Origin of the sequence: Microbulbifer sp. ARAS458-1 (genome assembly GCF_045348205.1) — a bacterium.
Lineage (GTDB): Bacteria > Pseudomonadota > Gammaproteobacteria > Pseudomonadales > Cellvibrionaceae > Microbulbifer.
Genome location: NZ_CP155838.1, coordinates 802,174 through 826,561, shown reverse-complemented (window position 1 = coordinate 826,561; position 24,388 = coordinate 802,174). Strand labels below are relative to the sequence as shown.

Below are 24,388 nucleotides of genomic sequence, written 5' to 3'. Positions count from 1 at the left end.
CCCGCAGTAACTGCGGGCTTTTTCCGACCTGTGAGCGATCAGAAGTTCTTCTGAAGGTTCATGAAGACCGTGCGGCCTTGCAGATCGTAGCCGTAACCGATCGGGGTGTTGTTGATAGCGGTTACTTCGTTGCCATCTACCTGCGGAGGCGCTTCGTTGAAGACGTTCCGCACACCAAGACCAGCAGTCCAAGTATCTGCGTAATAGTACAGGGACGCGTGGTGGATCATATAGTCGTCAGCAAAACCAACGTCGCGACAATCAACGCCACCGTTCGCAGCACCGACACAGGTATCGGAGAATTCGCCCGTCCCATTGGTGTCATAGATATCACTGAACTCGTCGATGTACTCGTCCGCCTGCTCCACAGCACCCAGGTACTGGGTAGTCCAGGTAAAGCGGTAGTTATCGTATTCCGCGCGGAATTCACCACGACCGTTCCACTCGGGGAAGCCGAAGGTGCCCTGATACCGCTCGACATCTGGGGTACCGTCGTCGGCTACATAGGTCAGGGTGCGTTCCATCACGCGGTTGAAGGTCAGGTTTGCAGACAGGTCTACCGGCGCACCGAATACGGTAACCGGCTGCTCGTAACGAATGTTGTAGTCGAAACCACGAGCCACTTCGTTATCGCGGTTAACAAAGGCCGCATCGATAACATCCAGGAAGCCTTCATCATCACGAGAGAACATGGAACAAAATGCGCTGTTGCCATTCGGGTTATTGAAACAGTCATTTACAAGAAATTGGGCGGACGGCTCGATGATCGAATTCTCGATATCGATTTCGTAGTAGGTCATACCCAGAGTCAGACCAAAACTCTCAAAGAACGGCTGCTCGAAAGAGAAACCAAAAGTGAAAGATTCAGAGGTCTCTTCCTCCAAGTCCAGGTTACCGCCGCGAGCCACTTCAACACTGTAGGTGTTAAAACCATCGTTCTCGAGAGTGGTGGGATCTACACCATTGGCGAGACAGTTGGACAGAACTTCGGGGCTACGGGTATCCAAGTCCGCGTTATATCCACCACTGATCGGATCCAGGGCTGCATCCGGAATCATGCACGGGTCAAAAATATTATTGAAACCGGTCTGATTCATCAGGAAGTTTTCACGCAAGTTGGGCGCACGGTAGGAGGTACCGTAAGTTGATCGCAGCAGCAGTGACTCTACCGGACGATAGGCAATCTTCGCGGCATTGGTCCAAGCGCCACCGTAGAACTCATCCTTGGTATACCGAGCAGACACGTTAGTGGTCAACTCTTCTGCCATGAATTTACCTGCGAGCAGTGGGATTTCAATCTCAGCAAATGCCTCTTTGGTGTCCTTACTACCGGTCGCGCCACCATCAGAGAAGTAACCGAAGAACAGGCCATCGCGGGCGATATCGTCCGGCAGAGACTTGATACGGTCATTGCGCAGCTCAGCACCGAAACCAACAATTACGTCACCTGCAGGCAAGGTTGCCACGGTACCGGTGGTATATGCGGAGAAGATCGTCTGGTAGTAAGAGGTGTCAAAGTCGCGGCTGTCGAACAGGTAATCGCGTTCCGCTTGGGTGGCGAAGTCACCAATGACGCCTTCATACAGAGAAGCCGCGAACATATCGATCGGCACACAGGTAGACTCGCCCGGAAGCGGTTCACAGGTGTAGGTACCCGGATTATTCGGATCCTCAACAGTGGTCGCCAGAGACTGGGTCAGGCGGTCACCGCGAATCCCGTAGCGGCTGGATTTACCTTCAGATTTGGTAATGGATCCGGACAGTTCAAAGCTCCAGTCAGACATAGAACCGATATTCAGCATCGGCAGGTCGCCGCGCATACCGGTGACGAAGCGCATCTGCGCTACTTCTACATCTGCGGTAGTACGATCACCTCGCACCGAAACAATCGGCTGGGTACTTTGGGGGCCAATAGCTCCGTAGTAAAGATCGTAGTCTGCTGGCAGAGCCCCATAGGTATTATAAAACTGCTCTTGAAACTCTGGGTCATCCAGCAGGGCATCGTAGGCCAAGCCACAATCGACGCCACGAACTCCATCTGGGTTACAAATGTTGAATGGGTTGGAACCTGGCACAGACGGGAACAGCTGGAATGCGCCACTATCGATATAGTTTTCACGTTTGGCGTAACTGGCTTCAAAGAACGGAGTTAGGTTCATGTCGCCTTCAAAAGTGTACTCACCAAAGGTCATGATGCTCGTGCGTTCTTGCTCTGGGTACAAATGTGCAAACAGATCACGGCCATTGATATCGTGATTGCGGAAGTTCACATCGGTTACACCGTCACCATCCGCATCAACTCCGAAGCCAAAAAGGTTGGACTCAGAAAAGTCACTCCAACCGCCGTGACCATTCCCCGGTGTGTAGTAGATGCTACCGGATACTGGGGTGGATACTCGGCCAGCCAGTGAGCCGATGGCACAACCATCAGAGGTATCCATACCCAGCACATTGCTGTAGTAGGCATCCTGGGTGTAGATCTTGCCGTCGGTGCCGATTTCGCGGTTGCGCGCACAGCTGTCAGTCCACTCGCGATCGGCCAGAGTCACTGCCTGTGCCTGATAGTATTCCGCACCCACACCAATAAAGCCGCGGTCAAAATTCTGACCCCAACTCAGGCTCATAGTGGTTTCTTCACCATTGCCCTGTGTAGGGCCAGTACCAAAGACTTCGAAATCGAAACCGTCAAAGTCTTTCTTCAGGATGATGTTGGTTACACCGGCTACGGCGTCGGAGCCGTAAATGGAGGATGCTCCGTCCAGCAGCAGGTCATACTGCTGTACCAGCGAGGAGGGGATAAGGTTCAGGTCTGCAGCGACTGGCGCACCTTCAACACCTGCTGGTGAAAGGCGACGCCCGTTCAACAGTACCAGGGTACGACCAGCACCCAGACCACGCAGGTCTACGGTTGAAGCACCAGGGCCATTATCCAAAACGTAACCAGAAAAGGTCAGATCAATCTGCTGGCCAGAAGCCGCACCACTGCTCTGCAGAATGGTGGAGGTATCGATGGCACCAGCCTCTCGTGCCCCCTCGGCGTTAATTATCTGTAGAGGTGCAATGCTTGAAAATGTGTCTCGTTTCAGACGAGAGCCGGTAACGACGACCTCTTCTACCCCCGAATCGTCTTCCACTCCCTGAGGAACGGGAACAGCAGGCTGCTGTTCGGCGACTACGTTAGTTTCAGTAACAGAGGCGTCATCTTCTTGTGCGAAAGTAATAGGAGAAAGTACTGCTGCCAGCACAGCAGTGGACACGCTTACCTTGAGCGGAGTCCCTGCGCTCTCGAACATTTTTTTTAATTTATTCAATTGGTTAGCCCCCCAATTAGGCTCTTGTCAGTATTTTGTAGCGAAAGATTTCGCTACAAAAGTTTGACGACTAACCTCCCTAACCCCTCATATATATTTTTTGACGACCGAATAATAAATAACGAAAGTGCTCTACTCATTTTGAAGTCGAGCTATTCATACTTAAAAAGCCCACCCAAAAGAGAACATATAACATCAAAAGTATAATAGTTGGGACGGACATCCTTATCTGGAGATTTGGCCTGTCGAGCAATTATTAACCAACCCCAATGGCAAACTAAAAAACCATAGTTTTGCAAAATATCAAGATAAAAAACTTAAATAGCGAAAAAGTAGGCACAAAAAACCACTCAAACCCATGACCCATCGTTTCAGCAAAACATCACGGCATCGGCTGCAACCGTTTTTGAAACACGCCGAAACTGGCTTCGCTGCCCGACCGGGATACTCCAATAGACACGTAAAAGAATAAGGCAGAAGATCAAGCTAATATGAGGGGCACGGGAAAATGTGCTGGACCACATCGACTCGAAGTCAACTCCTACCTTTCAAACGCTGCCAACTATTCCAGCAACCCACCCGCATGCGTCATCACATGAAAAATCAGGCTCTGCTCATTGGTACCAGATAACAGATGCGCCCCGGGGCCGCGGGCCCATACTCCTACATCTTCTCCTGCGTGGGTTTCACTTCCCAGGGGCACCAGTGCTTCCTGGTGGTAACCGGAAGATTCGGTATCGCTGGCAGAAATGTCGTGGCGTCCGGCGCTGACGGGGTCTTCGTAGCGATCATCTGCGTCGGCGCTGTCTCCGTAGTGTGCATGGCCGAGACCGTTGGCGTAGGTAATAGTGGTATAGGGCTTGCCGTCAGCGGCGAGCGCCACCACCGGTTCCGGAGCACCCTCACTATTGTTGGTGACCACCTTGCCGAGTATCGGATTGCCGCGGGTGGGGTAGCCGGCGATGGTCATCACGTGGCTGTGATCCGCGGTCACGATAATCAGGGTATCTTCGGCGCTGGTACTGTCCATGGCGACCTGTACCGCTTTGGCCATTTCGACAGCATCGGTCAACGCATTAAACGCGCTGCCGGCGTGATGCCCATGGTCGATGCGGCCGGACTCGACCAGCAGGAAGTAGCCTTTATCTGATTTGTTCAGTAGTTCTATGGCTTTGCCGGTCATCGCCGACAGAGAAGGCTCGCCGGCTTTATCGTTTTTACGATCCGCCTCATAGCGCATATGGGAACTGGCAAATAAGCCCAATAGTTTGTCGGTGCCGGTAACATCAATCGCATCAAAGCCCGCCTGGTCCTCGATATACACCGCGCTGCCTGACTCGCCGCCGTAGCGCTCCCGCCAGGCGTCAATCAGGTTGATGCCGTCTTCGCGTTTGCCGTTTTTCCCCTCGATATCGGTGACGTCCTTTGGCAGAAAACTGCGACGGCCACCACCCATGATGACGTCCACACCGTCACCCGCGGCGAACTCCACCATCTGGGTAGCGATATCCTTGCATTCTGCGGGTGCAGCATGCTCCCAGCCACGCTCTGGTACTTTGGCATAGGCGGCGGCCGGGGTGGCGTGAGTGATGCGCGCGGTGCTCACGATACCGGTGCGCTTACCCAGTTCTTCCGCAAGCTCCACCGCGGTGGTCAGCGGTCGCTCGAGACTGCCCGCACAGTCGCCGCGCGCTACCGTTTCATCGACATTGAGGACACCCGCTTTGGTTTTCACCCCCGAGAGCATGGCGGTAGCAGTACCAGCGGAGTCCGGGGTCTGCTGATTGGTATTGTAAGTCTTGATCAGGCCCGCAAAGGGCATTTTCTCAAAGCTGAGCTGGTACTCCTCACCAGGCTTCCCTTGCAGCTGCCCCGCCAGAATCCGTGCGGCGGTCACCGTGGAAATACCCATCCCATCACCCACGAACAGAATGACATTTTTTGCCGCACCGGGCTGGTTGTTGATAGTAACTGCGCTCGCTTTGGCGATCGCGTCGCGAGCACCGTCGAACCAGCTACTGTTGCGCTGGTTATCAGGTAGCCTGGGTGAGGCGGGTTTGGCTGAAGAGCTTTCCGCGGCGACTGTTTCAGATTTGCCGCTGTGGCAAGCGGCCAGTGTGACGCCAAAGGCCAGTGCGAAAGCCAGTGTGAAGCGGTTCAATTGCACGAGTGATCCCCCCAGTAGCAATTTAATGAGTGATACCTCTCCGGCGTGGCCGGGTGATTGGGGTGGGAGGATACCGGAAATATGCGTCAGATTTGCTTCGGATTCAGCCAATCAGTTTGACTGGGCTTTCGTCAGGGTCACGGCCCTGACCGGCGTTTGCCAGGCGCTCAAGATAAGCCTGCCACTTTTCCTGCCGGGTTTCACACAGCTCCTGCAGATAGTCCCAGGTGTAGATACCGCTATCGTGACCGTCATCGAAAAAGATCTGCAGGGCATAACGACCGGCGGCAGCTACTCGCTCAATGCCCACATGCAGTTTTCCGGTCACCAGTTTGCCTTCGTCGGCACCGTGACCGCGCACTTCAGCACTGGGAGAGTAAACGCGGAGGTACTCGGCAGGAAGATCGTATTCTGCGTCCGGGTAATGGAGGGTGAGTTTTTTGTCGGCTTTCTGTAGCCGAATTTTCTGGGGTGGGGGCATTGGGGTATTCCGGGGAATCGCGTTTGATAGGAGCCTGCCCTGCAGGCTCCTACTGAGTGGAATGCATCAGAGAATAAAGCGCGAGAGGTCTTCGTCTTTGCTGAGCTCGCCCAATTGCTTGTCCACATAGGCTGCATCAATGGTGATCGCGGTATCGCCATCACCACCGGCAAAGGAAACTTCTTCCAGCAGCCGTTCCAGTACGGTGTGCAGACGGCGGGCGCCGATATTCTCGGTGGACTCATTCACCTCAAACGCCACTTCGGCGATACGCTGGATGCCGTCGTCGGCAAATTCCAGATTGACACCTTCGGTGCCCAACAGTGCTTTCTGCTGCTCGGTAAGCGATCCGCTGGGTTCGGTCAGGATACGCTGGAAGTCTTTGGAGGTGAGTGAGCTCAGCTCCACACGAATTGGTAAACGACCCTGCAGCTCTGGTATCAGGTCGGAGGGTTTGGACAAATGGAAGGCCCCTGAGGCGATAAACAGGATGTGGTCTGTTTTGAGCATGCCGTATTTGGTGGTGACGGTGCAGCCTTCAATCAGTGGCAGCAGATCGCGCTGTACGCCTTCACGGGATACGTCGGCACCGCCGCTTTCCTGGCGTTTGGCCACTTTGTCTATTTCATCGATAAATACGATACCGTTCTGCTCGGCAGACTGGATCGCTTTGGTTTTGATTTCTTCGTCGTTGATCAGCTTGGCGGCTTCATCGTCGGTCAGCTGTTTGAGCGCCTGCTTGACGGTGAGTTTACGCTTTTGTGTTTTGCCCTTGGACATATTGGAGAACATGCCCTGCAGCTGATTGGTCATTTCCTCCATGCCGGGGGGCGCCATGATTTCCACACCCATTGGACCGGCGGAGACTTCGATTTCGATTTCTTTGTCGTTCAGCTCGCCTTCGCGCAGTTTTTTGCGGAAGACCTGGCGGGTACTGGAATCTTTCTCACTGGGGTCGGTGTTGCGTGCCGGCGGCAGCAGGGCGTCGAGGACACGGTCTTCGGCGGCGTCCATGGCGCGCTGTTTGACGCCTTCGGTGGCGCGCTCGCGTTCGAGCTTGATGGCCATTTCGACGAGGTCGCGGACGATGGATTCCACATCGCGGCCGACGTAACCGACTTCGGTGAATTTGGTGGCTTCGACTTTGATAAACGGCGCGCCGGCAAGCTTGGCGAGGCGGCGGGCGATTTCGGTTTTACCGACGCCGGTAGGACCGATCATCAGGATATTTTTCGGGGTGATTTCCGCGCGCAGCTCTTCGTTGACCTGCATGCGGCGCCAGCGATTGCGCAGGGCGATGGCAACGGCGCGCTTGGCGTCGTTCTGGCCGACAATATGGCGGTCGAGTTCGTGGACGATTTCTCTAGGGGTCATGGACATGGTCTTTACTCGGATTCTTTTCGCTTCGTTCCAGCCTCGAAAGTTCTATCGCTGGCGCGGTGGCGGCGGGGCACCGGGTACTGTTTTTTGAAACCGCTGTGAACCCATCCCTGGGCGCTGCGGCAGCGACCTCCTGTCGCTGACGCTTTCAAAAAACAGTACCCGGTACCCCGCCTTCAGTTCGTGGTGAATTAGTTCGTTGCTGGTTTGCGATCAGTAACTCAACTCTTCAATGGTGTTGTTGTGGTTGGTGTACACACAGATATCACCGGCAATCTTCAACCCCTGCTCCACAATGGTTCTCGCATCCAGTTCGGTATTATCGAGCAGCGCGCGCGCCGCGGACTGGGCGAAGGGTCCACCGGAGCCGATGGCGATCAGATCATCTTCCGGCTGGATCACGTCGCCGTTACCGGTGACGATCAGGCTGGCGGTTTCGTCGGCGACGGCGAGGAGCGCCTCTAGCCGGCGCAGGGCGCGGTCGGTGCGCCAGTCTTTGGCGAGTTCGACGGCAGCGCGGGTGAGCTGGCCGTTGTGGGCCTGGAGTTTGGCCTCGAAGCGCTCGAACAGGGTGAAGGCGTCGGCGGTACCGCCGGCGAATCCGGCGATGACTTTGTCGTTGTACAGGCGGCGGACCTTGCGGGCGTTGCCTTTCATGATGGTGTTGCCCATGGAGACTTGCCCGTCACCGCCGATGACGACTTTGCCGTTTCGGCGACAGGAGAGAATGGTAGTGCCGCGATATTGTTCCACGTGTGCCTCGGTGTTTTTCAATTCGAGTGCACTAAGTGTGGTCGATGAGGGCGGATTTCAACGTTCGCTATTGGACACTAACCCTGGGCGGGGCGTTTGAGGACCAGTGGCATCAGCCGGTGTTCGGCGAGTACGCCTCGCGCGGCGGCCATTTTGGAACGATTGGTATAGGGGCCGACGAGAACCCGATGCCAGGTACCTCTGTTGTCCGTGGCGGATTCGACCTTGACGTCAAGGTTGGCCAGCATCAGCTGAGCGCGCAGGCGTTCGGCTTCTTCTTTGTCGCGAAAGCTGGCAGCCTGCAGGATATACACGAGATCGGACCTGGGCTCGCTGCGTACCGGGGCGTCGTCGCTGTCGCCGTCACGCACCCGCACCTGCTGGTTCTTGGGTTGCGGCACTTTAACTTCGTTCTCTTCCAGCAGCTTATAGAAATCGAAACGCGGTTTGGATTCGCCGGGTGCCGGCTTTTCCGCGGCAGGTTTCTCCGCGCGCTTGGCGACTTGGGACTGACCGGTCTTGAGGTCGTTCAGCAGAAACACGAAGACCGCGAAGCCACCCACGAAGTTGCCTAGCACAAACCATACCCAGGCGGGTTTACCGGTGGATTGTTGGCGGCGGGTATTGCGGCGGGCCATGGGCGTTCTCTCGGTCTTGTAAATCGTTATTCCTACAGGTGGGAAATTGTACCGCCTGCACGCGGTGCTGTGGGCGGATTTTAAGATAACTCCTGCGCATCCATATCCACTGCCCAGCGCAGCCTGCGGTTCCGATTACCTTCCGCCCAATGGCTGAATTGCGCCAATAGCTTCTGCAGCAGACCGCGCTTTTCCGCGGTGACCTGGAGATAGAAGCGGAAACGGCCGGACTTGCGCTCCAGCAACGCGGGCACCGGGCCGAGGTACTGGAGCTCCGGTGAAGGTGGTGCCATCGCCTGCAGATATTCCCGGGCACTGACCAGGAACTCCTCCGCCCAACGCGGCTCCTCACACTCGGCACGCACCAGCGCCATGGCCCGCAGTGGCGGCAGCTGGGCGATCTTGCGCTCTTCCATCAGCTGGCGGGCGAAAGCCCCGTAGCCCTTGTTGAGCAATAGCTGAAGCAGAGGGTGTTCCGGGTAGCGGCTCTGTACCAGCACATGACCACGCAGGTCGCCACGGCCGGCGCGGCCGGCGACCTGCTCTAACAACTGCCCCATGCGCTCGGGCGCGCGAAAATCGGCACTGAACAGGCCGCCGTCGGCGTCCTGGATCACTACCAGGGTCACTTTGGGTAAATGGTGCCCCTTGGCCAGCATCTGGGTACCCAGCAGCAGGCAGGGCTCGCCATTGCGCGCCGGCTCCAGCAATTTGTCCAGGGCCTGTTTGCTGGCGGTGGTGTCGCGATCTACGCGGATCACCGGAAAATTCCCGAAGCTGTGGGTAAGGAAGTCCTCACTGCGCTCGGTACCCGCACCCAGTGCATTGAGATTGCGGCTGTAACATTGCGGACAGCTGTGCACCTCCGGCATACGATAGTCGCAGTGGTGACAGCGCAGATGGCGCTGGCGCCGGTGCAGGGTAAGTTTGGCGGAGCAGTGGGGACAATCCGCGAGCCAGCCGCAGTCGTCACAGGTGAGCGCCGGCGAGTAGCCACGTCGATTGATGAAGACCAGCGCCTGCTCACCCCGATTCAATGTCTCGTGGATATGCCGCAACACCTGCGGGGCAAACCCCTCCTGAAGCTGCTGGTGCAATATGGGCACCAGGCTGATTTCCGGCGGGCGCGCGTTGCCGGCGCGGTGGCGCAGGCGCAGATGCTGATAGCGACCAGAAAGCGCGTTGTGCAGGCTCTCCAGAGACGGTGTTGCCGAGCCGAGCAGCACCGGTACACCGGCATTTTTTGCCAGTACCACCGACAGGTCGCGGGCGGAATAGCGCACACCGTCCTGTTGCTTGAACGAGCCGTCGTGCTCCTCGTCGATCAGGATCACACCGAGGCGCGGCAGCGGGGTAAAAATCGCCGAACGGGTACCGATCACGATATCGGCCACACCGCTAGCGGCGGATAGCCAGGCGCGGGCGCGCTCGCCATCGGCGAGGCCCGAGTGCAGAGCGGCGATGCGAAAATCCGGAAAGCGCGCGGCGATACGGCGCAGGGTCTGTGGGGTAAGACCGATCTCCGGCACCAGCAACAGCGCCTGATGGCCGTCGCGCAGGGCGCGCGCCATCAGCCGCAGATAGACTTCGGTCTTGCCACTGCCGGTGGTGCCCTCCAATAGTGAGGCGCTGAAGCCAGTGGCCGGGACCGCGTCAATAACCTGCCGCTGCTCGTCGTTCAGCGTTGGCGCGGGACGCGGCTCTACCGCTTCCATGGGTGGCGGTGCCGTAGGGCCGGACACCCAGTGGGCCAGCCCGCGCTCGATCAACGCCTTGCACACACTGCTGTTGAGCCCGCGTGCATTCAGCGCGGTACGGCTCTGGCGCCCGCTACTCAACAGCAGCTGCAGCAACTCCTGCTGTTTCTTCGCCCTCGCCAGTGCGGTTTCCGGCAGCCCCTTGCCTTCGGTGGTCAGCTCCAGCCACTGCTCCGCCCAGTGATCCGCCGGTTTACCTTTGCGCAGAGCCACCGGCAGGGCCGCTGCGTAAAGTTCTCCGATGGGTGCCTGGTAATAGTCTGCAGCCCACTGCAGAAAGTGACGGCTGCGGGCGTCAAAAATAGGCTGGTGATCAATGCACTGACTGGCGGGCTTCAGCTCCGCCAATGGTGATTCCGCCACCACGTCCACCAATACCGCCACCAGGTCCCGCTTCCCAAAAGGCACGTGAAAACGCTGACCAGGGCGAAGGTCCTGCTCGCGCATACCCGCCGGCGGCAGGTAATCAAACAGGCGGCGCAGAGGTACCGGCACTGCCAGGCGCAAAATGGCACGCGGGCGCTCGCTAGCCATACCCGAGCGATGGTGTTCCGGGTGTTGTTCCGGTTGTACCTGCAAACGGCCCCCAATGACGGTTTCTATTGTGCGAATTTTTCAGAGCGCGCTAGTTTAACGGCTGCCGACCCTTGTTACAGCCGGCACCGTCCCCCTTCTGCGTTCAATGACTGGCTTCTTGTTCAACCATTACAGTCCTAGCCACTTGCATACTTTAAATATTAGAGTACTCTACACAGCAACTCTAATTTATAGAGTAACAACGGGGCTACTGGTAATCACCCCCCTCATCACCAAGGATCTGTGAGCATGACCGACGTAAACAAACTGCAAAGTGACCTGGACTATATTCGCGGCGCCATCGACGGGGACGCCACCAGCGGCGGTATCCCGGCCCTGTATTTTCTATGGGCCGCGCTGATTGCGGTGGGCTTCAGCCTGCCGGATCTGGCCCCCCGATTCGCCGGTATCTACTGGCTGTTTGCCGGTGTGGGCGGGGGCCTGTTCAGCTGGTGGCTGGGCGCCCGCGAGAGCCGACGTCACGGCTACAACAATACACAACTGGGACGGCGCTACGGCCTGCACTGGTGCCTCGTGGGTGCCGCATTTCTACTGTGCTTTCTGCCGCTGATGCTTGGGCGTGTCACCCCCGAGATGGGAGGCGCCAACTTCCTGCTGGTGACCGGTATTGCCTACAGCCTCGCCGGAGTTCACCTGGAGCGGCCGCTGTTGTGGTGCGGCATCCTGATGCTGATCGCCTACGGAGTCCTGGTGGTGCTCATGCCTCCATTTATCTGGACAATCACCGGGATCAGCGTGGGTATCGCTCTGTGCTGGGCGGGCTTCAGCCGCCGGGCGGCGCTGAACGCGGGCGATTCCCAATGAAGGCGCTGACCTCCCTGGACCCGCTGCTGGAGCACCGTATCCGCCTGGGCGCCTGCGTGTTGCTGGCCAAGCACGGCGAACTCAGTTTCGCCCGCCTCAAGAGCCAGTTGCAGGCTACCGACGGCAATCTGGGTGCACAATTGCGCAAACTGGAAGAGCGGGGTTACCTGCTAAGTCGCAAGGATTTCGTCGAGCGCAAACCGACGACCTGGTACCACCTGAGTGACAGGGGGCGCGCCGCGTTGCAGTCCCATACGGCGGCGCTGCGATCACTGATCGACGCGGCGGGCGCCACCGGCGGGGAGCCGTGACCCTATAGCCGCATTTGCGCTTGAATCGGCGGGCTAATCTGATAGTATGCGCCGACTTTTTAAACAGCCCGGGGAAGTTTCCCCTACACCAATGACGATCCCGTGCTCAGCAAACGACTGGGTGGCGGTATCGATTAGAGGCCATCATGAAGAACGACATCCACCCGAATTACGCCGAAATTACCGCAACCTGCTCCTGTGGCAACTCCTTCAAAATGGGTTCCACTCTGGGCAAGGACATCCAGCTGGACGTATGCTCAAACTGCCACCCCTTCTACACCGGCAAGCAGCGCGAAGCCAGCACCGGCGGCCGTGTAGACCGCTTCAAGAAGCGTTTCGGCAGCCGCATCTCCAAGTAAGAGATCGCGCAATCGAGACCCGCTCCGGTATGCCCTGCGCTTCACCGGTAGCAATAAAAAAGACGCCCCGGACATACCGTGGCGTCTTTTTTTGTGCCTGCCTGCTGCTGACCTGCATCCTCAACCCCACCGCGGCACTCGCCGACTGTGTGCTGGGGGAGGCAGATGAGGTCGTCGCCCTGCAGAAGGTGGTGGACGGTGACACCCTGCGCCTTAAAGACGGCCGTCGGGTTCGCCTTATCGGGGTAAACACACCGGAGCTGGCCCGCGGCAAACGCCCGGCACAGCCGTTCGCAGAGGAGTCGCGGGAGTTTGTTCAGCGCTTTCTCGCCGGGGGTGACCTGGAGCTGGTGTACGATAGAGACCGCTACGACAATCACGGGCGGGTACTCGCCCATGTGTACAACCACCGCGGGGACAGCCTGGAATCCGCATTACTGGCCGCCGGACTGGCCTTTCATATCGCAGTAGCCCCCAACCTGTCGCTGGCGGAGTGCCTGTCGAGCCGCGAAGATGAAGCCCGCCTGCGCCAGCGGGGGGTATGGCGACCGGGAGCCTGGCCGACACTGCGGGCAGAGGATGTACGCGAAGGAGATGGCGGCTTCACACTGCTCACCGGCCAGGTGCGGAAAGTTCACAAAAACCGCTTTATCTGGCTGGATCTGGACGGCCCAGTGGCGCTGCGGCTGGATCCGAAGGGAGCACCGCTTTTGGCGAAACGCAACGGCTGGAAAGGGCGCAAATTGATGGTGCGCGGCTGGCTTGTGGACCGCGGTGCGAATTATGCGCGCAAGAACCCGGGCCACAAACGCTGGTTCATCGCGGTGGATTCGGCGCAAACCGTTGATCTGTTGCGCAACTGAGTAGCAAAAAACCCGCGACGCACAGCGCCGCGGGCTCCAGGATACAGCGTACCCGTAGCGGGAAACGACTTATTCGCCTGCGGGGTTGTACACCCACAGCGCGTTGTTGACGTGGTAACCGGTGTCTTCACCAATCAGCACACGACCGTCGTCCAATACCTCGATGTTATCCGGGCTGGCAATGGCATCCACCGGGCAGCGGTTTTCGGCACCGCCGTCATAGGCGCCACCCACGACCACCGGCTCCATACGCAACACGTCGTAATCTGCCTGCAGACCCAGGCGATAAACCACACCACACTTGTTGGCATCGACCTGGATATCCCCTTCGTCGTCAGCCATGGCGTAGTCCACGGAAGACATGGCCACATACATGTAGGGCACGCTGTTATCTGCTGCGCCATTGAAGTTGATGTTGATGCCTTCCATTTTATTGAATTCCACGGTCGCGCCCTTGGCTTCCGCCGCGCGCAGGGTTTCCAGGAAAGCCACGCGACTGTCCGCTGCGGTACCCGCGGCGTATTCCTCGATTTCCGCGTCACTGATGTAGCTGGTTTCACCCTCTACGTAGTCACTGCGATCGATCTCATCGTACTCGGCGATCCAGCTTTCCAGCTCGGCATTTGAGGCATGGCCCAACTCGATCCAGCGGATGTCAAAGCCGGCTTTGGCGGGGTCGCGAGTGGCATCCTGCTGCACTTTGGCTGCGTATAGCGTGCCCGCACCCAGATCGCCGGCGGTGTCCGCCACAAACTTGAAGAAGCCTTTATTGCCACCGTCGTCGGTCAGGTATACGGTTTTGCGATCCGGCATAACCACCGGGTTTTCGTGCGCCATACGACCCAGGGTGAACAGCTTGACCGGGACGGGCGCCTCGCTGGTGGGCTCGGTAATTTCCACGATGTAGCCGTAGCGGTACGGGTTGGGGTAGGTGCCACCCAGATAGTCGGTGAGCAGATCGATATCCGCATTGTTGGGATAACCGGTGGAGTAATCGGGGTCATTCCAGTGCGCCGTGTTTTCCGCTTCGTAATTCTCTTCCGACGTCAGCGGAGTACCCCAGGGAGAAACGCTGCCAAAGCAGTTGATCAGCGTGCCCTGCACCCCTGAGAAGTCCACGTCGGCGGCACCGGTCACCTGCCAGCTGCCATCCTGCTGGCGCTGCAGATTTACCCGATTCATGGCACCCGGGCGGTCTTCCCAGGCCACGTACAGCATACCTTCACTGCCATCGGCGTTGGTGGGGATAAAGGCGTTGAAGTCCGGGTTCTGGGATTGCTTCAGAGCCATACTGGCGTCACCTTTGACGATGGCACCAAAACCGAACGGCAAAGCGCCGGCGAAGGTGTCGCCACTGCGGCCCAGCACCTGATAATCACCGGTGGCTACCTGTACCACCTGCGCCTGAGGAGAGTCGGATGCGGGCACCGGCACCGATTCCAGGCGCGGGTCCAGATTGTCGATGTCCACACCGGTCCAGGCGCCTACAGCGGCGTCATTCCAGCCGTCGGGAAGGGTGTCGGAAGGGTGCTGAACATTGAAGAAGACTTCGCCGTTGTCGGTCTTGAATACACCGGTGACTTCTGCGCCCAAAGGCAGGGTGGCCACTCTCACCAGAGCCGGTGCTGCGGTGAGGTCTTCGCCATCGGCCCCATCGGCACCGTCGCTGCCATCGACGCCATCAATTCCATCAACGCCATTGGCGCCGTCTACGCCGGCCGATCCGTTCGACCCATCGTCCGCACAACCACCCAGCAGCAACGCGCTGAGCACGGCGATGGCGAGCGTATTTTTGGTAAACAGAGAATCCTTATTGTGCATGGTCTTGCCCCCGTGGAATGCAAAAATAGAAAGCGCCAACCAGAACGGCGGCGCTTAGACCAAGGATCCACATCTGCCATGAAGAATTGGCGATCATTCAGTGACGATTTTTGGGGAATTTTATTGCTAACGTTTTACCCTCAATAAAAATAATTACCAGTACTACTATTCCGCCTGCGCCCAGCGCAAGCGCATATCCCAGCCGAAGAAGCGGTGCTCCGCCTGCAGGGGTGGTGTGGCGTCGTCAATCTGCTGCAGAACATTCTGCGCGGGCAACCAGCTGGCATCGCGCCCCTGCACGTAGCTCTGGTGGCGAACAATATGGGTATAGGCCTTGTTCATGGCCAGTGCGCGCTCCCGCGATGGTGTAATCAGTGTGTAGACGTCTGCGGCCTTTACTTCCGCTTCTTTCACCGAGCCATCTTCGTTGTACCAGCGGTCGAGCATTTCAGGGTTTTCCCGGAACTCGCTGCCGCCGCCGGCGCGCTTCAGATACTGGAGGATTTCACCTTCCTGTTGATTGACGTTGGGTACGTCCGGCATGCCCCGCAGGTTAATGTAGCCCCAGCCCTGTGGGCCGGTGACCTTGCGCGAGAACGAGAAGGTCTGATCGATGGTTGTGCCGATCGCCGCATGACACCCCATACAGAACAGCATCTCTTCGCGGTTTTGCGGGCGCAGATGACCATCGTAGTCTTCGATAAAGCCAGTGAGCAGCCAGCCCATACCGTTTTCCCGGCCCTTATCGCCATGATCCACATAGTAGGGCAACTCACCGAGCACCTTTTCCTTGCGCTCGGTGCGGTAACGGTTATCCAGGTCGGTGACCGTGAGCTCGCGAATCTTCTTCATATAGCGCAGTTCTTTCATGCGCGCGGGCACGCCAATATTGCCCGCCTCATCCACCCCCACGTAGCGCACGGAGTGGATGAATTCGGTCCCTTTGGGGAATTGCTGATCCACCACCGCGACCGCGGCAGCATCGCCAAAGTAGTGGGATTGCGGAGCCAGCCAGCGCGTATCCCCCCGCAGCGCTCCGTCTCCGTCCAGGTCCCGATCCACCAGACGCTCATCCATCGCCGCAATGGGCATGCGTGGCAGCTGTTTGATATTGAGTTCTGCCAGCGCCAGGTTCAGCAGGTAGATTTCCCGTGAGTTCTCTCCCTCAATCCGCTGAAACTCTCGTGGCAGCCGGATGGCCACATCGTCGGTATTGCCATTGGTCGGCCAGAAGGTGCTCGGCAATGGCTTGTAATTGAAGGCTACCCAACCGCTGCCATCACGGGCAAAACCCTGCGCATCGAATGCCGCCGCAGCCTGATCGAAATCCGCAAGATCCGGAATGAAACCCTTCCAGCCTTGCGCTCTCAATCGCTGCGGCAAGGCACTGTAGTTGTCCTGATTGATGTAGTCGACGATGGCATCGTCACTCACCTGTTGCAGCCAGTCGCTGCGATCTACAAACAGGTTTGCCCAGTGATTTTTCAGGCCTTCATCAGAAAAGAGGTAATTCCCCTGAATCCCCCCGTCATCCAGCATATTCATGCGCGGTTGCTGAGGATCCCGCTCGTACAGCTGGTGACACACATAACAGGGGTTATGTCGCCCCTCTGTCTTGGTGTAACACATGGGCGGCACTGGCGCCTCCGGGTTGGCTTCGTGGGTACCGGTTTCCGGCAGGCGCGCAGCCAGAGGGACGGCCGGCAACAGAGCCGCCGTATCCAAATCGTGAGCGAGTTCCGCAGCGTCCTGCCCGCAGCCGGCCAGAAGCAGACCAGCGAGGCTCCAGCAAGCCCGGCGGAAAATGTAAGAGAACGACATTTTTGATTAGCCATGGTGAAGGAATTGAGCGTCCATGACCCTAACGTCAGCGGATGACAGAAGAATGAAGGCCGGCGTCGCGCAGAGAAGGGGAAAATCAGCACTGCAGCTAGGGGCAGGGCACTGGATTCTGGCCACAACAAAAGGCCTATTGGCAATCCGCGCAAAAGAACAGACCGGCAAACGGCAACCCGGAGAGCCGCAAGTCCATCCTAATTATGTAATTAAACTACATAAATAAATGCACCATTAAGAAGATTTTACAGCATATTTAGTACAGATATTTCGTACCGCTGTTTTTTTGAGCTTGTGGATTTTCCGCGGTCTCGGTTATCCTTCCTGCCACGGCGTCGCTCTCGCTTGAGAGGCGAGCCTGCAGACCCACAATAAAATCAATACGTCCGCTGTAACCTGCCGCCAACCGCAGAATGTTGGCCGCTTTCCAAACCAAGAGATGACATCCTGATGACCGACTCACTGCGCCAGGCCGCGCTCGATTACCACGCCTTGCCGACACCGGGCAAACTTTCGGTGGAACTCACGACCCCTGCCCACACCCAGGAGGATCTGTCCCTGGCCTATAGCCCGGGCGTGGCCGAACCGGTGCGCGAAATCGCCAAGGACCCGGAGGCCGCCTACCTGTATACCGGCAAGGGCAATCTGGTCGCGGTCATCTCCAACGGCAGTGCCATCCTCGGCCTCGGCAACCTGGGCCCATTGGCCTCCAAGCCGGTGATGGAAGGCAAGTCCCTGCTGTTCAAGCGCTTTGCGGATATCAACTCCGTGGATATCGAGGTGGAATGCCCCAGCCCCGAGCGGTTTATTGAGACCGTCGCGGCGATTGCCAATACCTTCGGCGGTATCAATCTCGAAGACATCAAGGCCCCGGAGTGTTTCCACATCGAAGAGGCGCTGATCCAGCGCTGCTCGGTACCGGTGTTCCACGACGACCAGCACGGCACGGCGATCGTGACCGTGGCGGGAATGCTGAATGCGCTGGAAATCCAGGGTAAGCAGATCGAAGACGTGCGTATCGTGTGCCTGGGTGCCGGTGCCGCCGCAACTGCCTGCTGCAAACTGCTGCTGGCCGCCGGCGCCAAGAAAGACCAGATCACCATGCTGGACAGCCGCGGGGTCATTCACTCCGGGCGCAGTGATATCAACGCTTACAAGGGTGAGTGGGCGCGGGATACCGAGATGCGCACTCTGGATGATGCCATCGAGGGCGCCGATGTATTCCTCGGCGTGTCTGGCCCGGACCTGTTATCAGTGGAGCAACTGGCACATATGGCGGACAAGCCGGTGGTATTCGCCTGCTCCAACCCCAACCCGGAAATCTCCCCGGAGCTGGCGCACCAGACCCGCAAAGACCTGATCATGGCCACCGGCCGTTCGGACTACCCGAACCAGGTGAACAACGTGCTGTGCTTTCCGTTTATTTTCCGCGGTGCCCTGGATGTACGCGCCACGCGCATCAACGAAGACATGAAGCTCGCCGCCATCGAGGCGATCCGCAAGCTAGCCCGCGAGGAGGTGCCGGAGGCGGTGCGCGCGGGTTACGGCGGTGTGGAAATGAGCTTTGGGGCCGAGTACATCCTGCCCAAGCCCACAGATCCGCGCCTGCTGCCGGAAGTGGCGGCGGCAGTGGCCCACGCGGCGGTGGACAGCGGCGCAGCGCGCTTGCCGTATCCGGCGCACTATCCGTTGAAGCCGGTGTAACTACTTTCCCCCACCGACCAGATCAAGGCTGTCGCTTCGGGCGAAGGCGGTGCTACCGGGTGCAACCTTGTCAGACCTTCAAAAACAGGATGTTTTTGCAGAGCCCCCAGGGATGGGTTCACGGCGTGTCTGGCAAGGTTGCACCCGGTAGCACCGCCGCCTCTAGTCCTTAACAGAACCACATATCCCGCCAGCCTTGAGCCTCCCTCCCACCGCCGCTAAACTGCGTTCCATGTCTGAGCAAAGTTGTCCCCCCGCATGAGCCACGTCTATGTGCTGACCAATCAGCACCAGCAGTTTTTAAGCAAAAGCAACGAATGGATCGACGGCCGCGAGAACACCAAGCTGTTCCGCACCGAACACAAGGACGTCGCCATCAATCAGATGTTCGAGGCCAATACTCGCAACGTCGCCCTGCGCATTGAGCTGCTGGAGTGCGAGCTGGACACCAAGCGCCAGCCCATCGTCCCGGAAGAAGCCCTGAGCGAGACACCGCTTGAGTCAGCGGTGCCAGAAGAAGCAGTGGATGAGCCCGAAATTGTCGCGGAAGCGAATGACGTCGCCGAGCCCGAAAAGCTGCCGCAAACCGAGGCAGCAGAGAGCCAGCCCGACCAACCGCTCCCGAGCCCCTGACAGACCTGCCTTGAGCCTACTCTTGAGCTTGTTTACTGAGCCCACTTACTTGAGATAGCAGCAGGCGCCCCCATTTAGGCCGGATCGCCATTTTGGTGATTGACGTTTTTTGTGAGTAAGAAGTACCGCGTCCCGGTGGCGCACCCGGCCCATCAGCCAACCGGCTGCCACAGGAGATTCCCTTGTCCAAACTCGATCTGGCCGATCTGGCCCAGCCGCAAGGTTTAGCGCTGTTAAAGGGCATCCGCCGCGGCATTGAGAAAGAGGGCCTGCGGGTCTCCGCGGAAGGTGAGCTGGCGCAGACCGATCACCCGATCGGCCTCGGCTCCGCGCTCACCCACGAGTACATCACCACCGACTTCTCCGAAGCCCTGCTGGAATTCATTACGCCGCCGGTGGCAACACCGGAGCAGGCGCTGGAAACACTGGACCAGATCCACCGCTACACCTACAGTCAGATCGGCGACGAGCGCCTGTGGGTAAACAGCATGCCCGGCAAACTCGGCCGCGATGAAGACATTCCCGTGGCCCGCTATGGTAGCTCCAACAGCGGCACCATGAAGACCATCTACCGGCTCGGACTGGGCCTGCGCTACGGCCGCGCCATGCAGACCATCGCAGGTATCCACTACAACTTTTCCCTGCCGGACGCCTTCTGGAGCTGGCTGCAGGAAAAAGAGCGCGGTAGCGATACAGGCGGCCAGGAAGAGTCCCTGAAAGACTTCAAAACCCGCCGCTATTTCGACCTGATCCGCAACTTCCGCCGCCACTACTGGCTGCTGATCTACCTGTTTGGTGCCGCCCCCGCCGTGTGCGGCACCTTCGTGCAGAATCGCGAACACCAGCTGCAGTCCTTCGATGGCGATGGCCGCACCCTGTATGCCCCCCAGGCCACCTCCCTGCGCATGGGCGGCCTCGGCTATACCAGCGACGCACAGAAGTCCCTGATCGTGTGTTACAACGATCTGCAGACTTACCTGTCTACCCTCTGCGCAGCCATCAGCAAGCCTTACCCGGAGTACCACCAGCAGGGTGTGAAAGACGCGAATGGCGAATACCAGCAGCTCTCCACTGGCCTGCTGCAGATCGAAAACGAGTTCTACTCCCCGATCCGCCCGAAAAACCCGGCCGGCATGGGCGAAACCGCACTCTCCGCCCTCGACGCCCGCGGTGTCGAATATATCGAAGTGCGCTGCCTCGACCTGAACCCCTTCGTCCCGCTCGGCATCGAAGCCCCGCAAATGCGCTTCCTCGACGCCTTCCTGCTGCACTGCCTGCTGAGCGAAAGCCCGGTAACCGACGAAGCCGACTACCGCGCGGTACAGGAAAACCAGACCCGCATCGTCGACCGCGGCCGCGAGCCCGATCTGCAACTTATCCACAACGGCAGCGAGCGCAAACTTACCGACTGGGCCGGTGAACTCCTCGATCAGATCACCCCCATGGCCGAACTGCTTGACCAGGCGTGGGACAGCCACGACTACCAGCGCGCCGTCTCCGCACAGCGTGACAAGGTCGACGGCAAGGTACTGACCCCGGCTGCACAAATGCTCGCGGAGATGCATGAGCACAAACAGACCTTCTTCCAGTGGGCCAAGGCCAAAGCGGAACAGCACCGCCAGTATTTCCTGGACCGCCCGCTGAACGAGGAAGAGCAGGCCGATTTCGAGCGCCTCGCAAAAGAGTCACTCGACAAGCAAAAACAGGTAGAAGACGCCGATACCGGCAGCTTCGAAGACTTTCTCGGCAAGTATTACGCGCAATATGTGTTCTGCCAGAAGGGGCTCTGAGGTCGAAGCGCAGGTGCTGATGCCGGGTACGGCCTTGCGAGACCTTCTGCGAGAGGGACCTCGCGGAAGAGCCCCCATGGATGGGTTCACGGCGTGTCTCGCAAGGCCGTACCCGGTAGCAGCGCCGCCACTCAATCCAATTAAGAACGCAAGCCAGGGGACCTGAAATGAACTACCTGGCCCACCTGCTACTATCAGGCCCGGACCCGGACTGGCAGCTCGGTGGCCTATTGGGTGACTTCGTCAAAGGCCCCATGAAAGGGGAGCGCCCCAAAGCCATCGAAGACGGCATCCGCCTGCACCGCCGCATCGACCTGCTGAGCGACCAGCACCCCGCCTACCTGAGCGCCCTCAAACGCCTCGGCCCCCAGTGGCGCCGCCTCGGCGGCATCGCCCTCGATATCTGGTTCGACCACCTGCTCGCCAACGACTGGCAACACTGGCACCCACAACCGCTGGAAACCTTTACCCAGAACTGCTGGTCCAACTTCCACCAGCGCAACCAGTGGATCCCCGAAAATGCACAAACGTTTATTCAAAGAGCCGAGCAATTTAAACTCCTGCCTGGCTACCGCGAGGTAGACGTCATCCAGCGCACCCTCGAACGGGTCGGCCTGCGCCTGCGACGCCCGCAGCCACTCGCCGACATGCTGCCACTACTGCAGCGAGACCAGGCCGCACTGGAACAGGAATTCCGGCAACTGATTGCCGACCTCAGCCAGCAGGCCGAACAGTTCCGTCAGACTATTTATTAGAAAATCGCCTGCTAAAGCATTGCTCAACGCATCCGGAAAATAATCACATGACCCTGCCAAGCCCACGCACCACCTTCCTGATCATGTTCCTTGCGGTCATCGCCGTACTCAGTGTCGCCTTTTACATGGAATATGCGATGGGCCTCGAACCCTGCCCGCTGTGTATCACCCAGCGGGTCATGTTCCTAGGTGTCGGCCTTACATCCCTGATCGCGTTTCTGCACAACCCAACCGGCGCCACCAATATCGGTCGCCGCATCTACGGCCTGCTGGTTTCCCTGTGGGCCATCGGCGGACTCTACTTCTCCGGTCGCCAGCTGTGGCTGCAGAGCCTGCCGGAAGACCAGGTGCCCGCCTGCGGCCCCGGCATCAGCTATATGGTGGATGTATTCCCCATGGCGGAAGTGATCAAAACCCTGCTCACCGGTGACGGCAACTGCGCGGAAGTGCAGTGGACCATGCTGGGACTCTCCATTGCCGGCTGGGCCGCGGTGGGCTTTGTGGGCCTGATTCTGTTCGGTCTGTGGCAAGCGTTCCGCAAGCACTGATCGATTTATCCCGTGTCGTTCCTGCGCGCACTCCCGCACTGGCTGCTGGGGGCCGGCCTGCTGCTGGCCTTTGATCTCGCTGGTCGCGTCCTCGTTGCCACTCTGTCGCTGCCAATACCCGGTCCGGTGCTGGGCATGCTGCTGTTGCTGATCGCGATGATGCTCTACGGTCGCGTACCCCGCGGGCTGGGGCTGGTGGGCGAACAGATACTGCGCTTACTGGTGCTGATTTTCCTTCCCGCGACCGTGGGCATCTACTTCCTGCGCGACCTGTCCGGCGGAGACTGGATTGCCCTGATCGTCGCCATGGTCGTGGGTACCCTGATCAGCATCGCGCTGACCGCGCTGCTGCTGAATCATCTGATCCGGCGCAGCGGACGAGACGGAGAGGGTGGCAACGATGGCGAGTAACGCATTCACACCGCTGCGCGAGTGGCTGGCACAGGTGCAGCAGGTTGCCATCAACTTTGCGGAGCCACTTTCCTTCGCACACCCGCTGGTAATCCTGCCGCTCAATATTCTCGGCTTCTGGCTGGCGCTGAAGATTTACCGTCGCGCCGGTACACCGATACTGCACCCGGTGGTTGGCGGCAGCCTGCTGGTGTTTGCCGGGCTGCTGCTAATGAACGTGGACTTCGCCGGTTACCAGCGCGGCAGCGGCCTGCTGTATCTGTTGCTGGGGCCCGCGGTCGTCGCACTGGCCATTCCACTGAAACAGAACCTGACAATGGTGCGGAGAGTCGGCTGGCCGCTGATACTGGGCCTCGCGGTGGGCGCGATACTGGCGCCGCTGGTGGCGGTATTGATTGCTATGTTACTAAACGGCAGCGCTGCGGTACTGATCGCGCTGACCACCAAATCCGTCACCACCCCGGTGGCCCTGGCACTGACCGAGCAGATGAACGGTATCCAGAGTCTCGCAGCGGGCGTGGTGGCATTTACCGGTGTTGTGGGCGCAGTGTGCGGTCCCGCGCTGCTGAAGCTGCTGGGTATTACCGACGAACGGGTCACCGGCTTTGCTCTGGGAGTGAATGCCCACGCTATCGGCACCGTCCGCGCACTGGAAATCAGCGCCCTGTGCGGAGCCTTTTCCGCACTGGCCATGGGACTTTGCGGAGCACTGACCGCATTGCTACTTCCGGTATTGATCTCTGCGTAAAGCAAACCTGACCTGTTTCCCGATACTGGTTATTTTCCATCGCTAACCTTGCCCGCGGCGGCAGAAGCTTCTACATTCCTAAAAGCACTTGTAGAAGTAGAGCAGTTGTAAAAGTCACAAAAGGAAACTTGGAGATGTTGGAGAACTGTAAGAACGCGCAAGAGCGTTGGGGCGGCGTCAGCCAGATCATCGACCGCTGGCTGCAATCCCGTCAGGCGCTGTTGGTGAGCTTTTGTCAGCTGTCAGAGCACAAGGAGTTTGCCGACGGCGATAAAGAGGCTGAAGCCAGTGTGCGCACCCTATGTCAGCAACTGGTGGATTACGTTTCCGCGGGTCACTTTGAGGTCTACGACCAACTGATTCAGGAAGGGCAGGCATTTGGTGATACCGAGGGCCTGCAACAGGCCAGGGCACTGTACCGTGAAATCGACGGTACCACCGATGTCGCCGTGGACTTCAATGACAAGTACCTTGAAACCGATGACCTCACCACACTGGTAAAAGATCTGTCTGTGCTGGGTGTCGCCCTGGAAACCCGGTTCGCCGCAGAGGATCGCATGATTGATACCCTGCATACCGCGCACAAAAATCAGCTGGCCTGATACGGCTGACGCTCTGAACAGTTCATTAAAAAAGGGGCTCAAAGCCACTGCTGTCCCACAGTTTGGGATAACTGAAAAAGCCTGAACCAATCTGGTTACAATGATTCTGCGAAGAAAAC

Annotated in this window: 21 protein-coding genes; 12 read left to right on the top strand and 9 right to left on the bottom strand. The window is 58.5% G+C overall.

Annotated elements, in window-relative coordinates; translation table 11 throughout:
- Positions 1-38: 38 nt before the first annotated feature.
- The 7 genes from AAFH99_RS03340 to AAFH99_RS03310 all read right to left on the bottom strand — a co-directional run bounded on the left by AAFH99_RS03340 (position 39) and on the right by AAFH99_RS03310 (position 11,066).
- Entirely contained in the window at positions 39-3,311 is a 3,273-nt protein-coding gene (locus AAFH99_RS03340; RefSeq protein WP_156035330.1) for a TonB-dependent receptor domain-containing protein, read from the bottom strand.
- A gap of 562 nt (positions 3,312-3,873) precedes the next feature.
- Positions 3,874-5,478 (bottom strand): alkaline phosphatase, encoded by a 1,605-nt coding sequence (locus AAFH99_RS03335; RefSeq protein WP_043319974.1) that lies wholly within the window; start codon positions 5,476-5,478, stop codon positions 3,874-3,876.
- 103 nt (positions 5,479-5,581) lie between these two features.
- On the bottom strand, positions 5,582-5,959 hold the full coding sequence (locus AAFH99_RS03330) for a gamma-butyrobetaine hydroxylase-like domain-containing protein (RefSeq protein ID WP_043319972.1): 378 nt from the start codon (positions 5,957-5,959) through the stop codon (positions 5,582-5,584).
- Between the two features lie 66 nt (positions 5,960-6,025).
- Entirely contained in the window at positions 6,026-7,339 is a 1,314-nt protein-coding gene (gene hslU, locus AAFH99_RS03325; RefSeq protein ID WP_043319971.1) for an ATP-dependent protease ATPase subunit HslU, read from the bottom strand.
- A gap of 213 nt (positions 7,340-7,552) precedes the next feature.
- Positions 7,553-8,092: an ATP-dependent protease subunit HslV gene (gene hslV, locus AAFH99_RS03320; RefSeq protein WP_010132036.1), complete on the bottom strand. Its 540-nt coding sequence runs from the start codon at positions 8,090-8,092 to the stop codon at positions 7,553-7,555.
- Positions 8,093-8,169: 77 nt separating this feature from the next.
- Positions 8,170-8,730, bottom strand: coding sequence for an SPOR domain-containing protein (locus AAFH99_RS03315; protein WP_043319969.1), 561 nt, complete (start codon positions 8,728-8,730; stop codon positions 8,170-8,172).
- Between the two features lie 80 nt (positions 8,731-8,810).
- The gene (locus AAFH99_RS03310) at positions 8,811-11,066 is read right to left on the bottom strand and encodes a primosomal protein N' (protein ID WP_406828634.1); all 2,256 of its coding nucleotides are present in this window, start codon (positions 11,064-11,066) and stop codon (positions 8,811-8,813) included.
- A 246-nt stretch (positions 11,067-11,312) separates the two neighbouring features.
- On the opposite strand from AAFH99_RS03310, the gene AAFH99_RS03305 reads away from it, so the two are divergent.
- From AAFH99_RS03305 to AAFH99_RS03290, 4 genes are all read left to right on the top strand, one after another.
- The gene (locus AAFH99_RS03305) at positions 11,313-11,888 is read left to right on the top strand and encodes a hypothetical protein (protein WP_043319966.1); all 576 of its coding nucleotides are present in this window, start codon (positions 11,313-11,315) and stop codon (positions 11,886-11,888) included.
- Positions 11,885-12,199, top strand: a complete 315-nt coding sequence (locus tag AAFH99_RS03300) for a winged helix-turn-helix domain-containing protein (RefSeq protein WP_406828632.1) — start codon at positions 11,885-11,887, stop codon at positions 12,197-12,199. The genes AAFH99_RS03305 and AAFH99_RS03300 overlap by 4 nt, the downstream gene beginning before the upstream one ends.
- Positions 12,200-12,345: 146 nt before the next feature.
- Positions 12,346-12,558, top strand: coding sequence for a 50S ribosomal protein L31 (gene rpmE, locus AAFH99_RS03295; RefSeq protein ID WP_043319964.1), 213 nt, complete (start codon positions 12,346-12,348; stop codon positions 12,556-12,558).
- 29 nt (positions 12,559-12,587) lie between these two features.
- On the top strand, positions 12,588-13,421 hold the full coding sequence (locus AAFH99_RS03290) for a thermonuclease family protein (protein WP_043319963.1): 834 nt from the start codon (positions 12,588-12,590) through the stop codon (positions 13,419-13,421).
- A 69-nt stretch (positions 13,422-13,490) separates the two neighbouring features.
- Here AAFH99_RS03290 and AAFH99_RS03285 read toward each other — a convergent pair whose 3' ends face one another.
- Positions 13,491-15,242: a PhoX family phosphatase gene (locus tag AAFH99_RS03285; RefSeq protein ID WP_081848128.1), complete on the bottom strand. Its 1,752-nt coding sequence runs from the start codon at positions 15,240-15,242 to the stop codon at positions 13,491-13,493.
- A gap of 165 nt (positions 15,243-15,407) precedes the next feature.
- Positions 15,408-17,063, bottom strand: a complete 1,656-nt coding sequence (locus AAFH99_RS03280) for a hypothetical protein (protein WP_043319962.1) — start codon at positions 17,061-17,063, stop codon at positions 15,408-15,410.
- 465 nt (positions 17,064-17,528) lie between these two features.
- Between AAFH99_RS03280 and AAFH99_RS03275 the strand changes: the two genes are divergently transcribed.
- From AAFH99_RS03275 to AAFH99_RS03240, 8 genes are all read left to right on the top strand, one after another.
- Positions 17,529-18,782, top strand: coding sequence for a malic enzyme-like NAD(P)-binding protein (locus tag AAFH99_RS03275; RefSeq protein WP_406828631.1), 1,254 nt, complete (start codon positions 17,529-17,531; stop codon positions 18,780-18,782).
- A 258-nt stretch (positions 18,783-19,040) separates the two neighbouring features.
- On the top strand, positions 19,041-19,415 hold the full coding sequence (locus AAFH99_RS03270; protein WP_051687270.1) for a hypothetical protein: 375 nt from the start codon (positions 19,041-19,043) through the stop codon (positions 19,413-19,415).
- Between the two features lie 182 nt (positions 19,416-19,597).
- The gene (gene gshA, locus AAFH99_RS03265; RefSeq protein ID WP_406828630.1) at positions 19,598-21,205 is read left to right on the top strand and encodes a glutamate--cysteine ligase; all 1,608 of its coding nucleotides are present in this window, start codon (positions 19,598-19,600) and stop codon (positions 21,203-21,205) included.
- A 167-nt stretch (positions 21,206-21,372) separates the two neighbouring features.
- Positions 21,373-21,960, top strand: a complete 588-nt coding sequence (locus tag AAFH99_RS03260; protein ID WP_406828629.1) for an ACP phosphodiesterase — start codon at positions 21,373-21,375, stop codon at positions 21,958-21,960.
- A 47-nt stretch (positions 21,961-22,007) separates the two neighbouring features.
- On the top strand, positions 22,008-22,508 hold the full coding sequence (locus AAFH99_RS03255) for a disulfide bond formation protein B (RefSeq protein WP_406828628.1): 501 nt from the start codon (positions 22,008-22,010) through the stop codon (positions 22,506-22,508).
- Positions 22,509-22,520: 12 nt separating this feature from the next.
- The gene (locus tag AAFH99_RS03250) at positions 22,521-22,919 is read left to right on the top strand and encodes a CidA/LrgA family protein (RefSeq protein WP_406828627.1); all 399 of its coding nucleotides are present in this window, start codon (positions 22,521-22,523) and stop codon (positions 22,917-22,919) included.
- Positions 22,909-23,667: an LrgB family protein gene (locus tag AAFH99_RS03245; protein WP_051687268.1), complete on the top strand. Its 759-nt coding sequence runs from the start codon at positions 22,909-22,911 to the stop codon at positions 23,665-23,667. Before AAFH99_RS03250 ends, AAFH99_RS03245 begins: the two co-directional genes overlap by 11 nt.
- A gap of 134 nt (positions 23,668-23,801) precedes the next feature.
- Positions 23,802-24,269 (top strand): Rsd/AlgQ family anti-sigma factor, encoded by a 468-nt coding sequence (locus tag AAFH99_RS03240; protein WP_043319956.1) that lies wholly within the window; start codon positions 23,802-23,804, stop codon positions 24,267-24,269.
- The last annotated feature ends 119 nt before the right edge of the window (positions 24,270-24,388 follow it).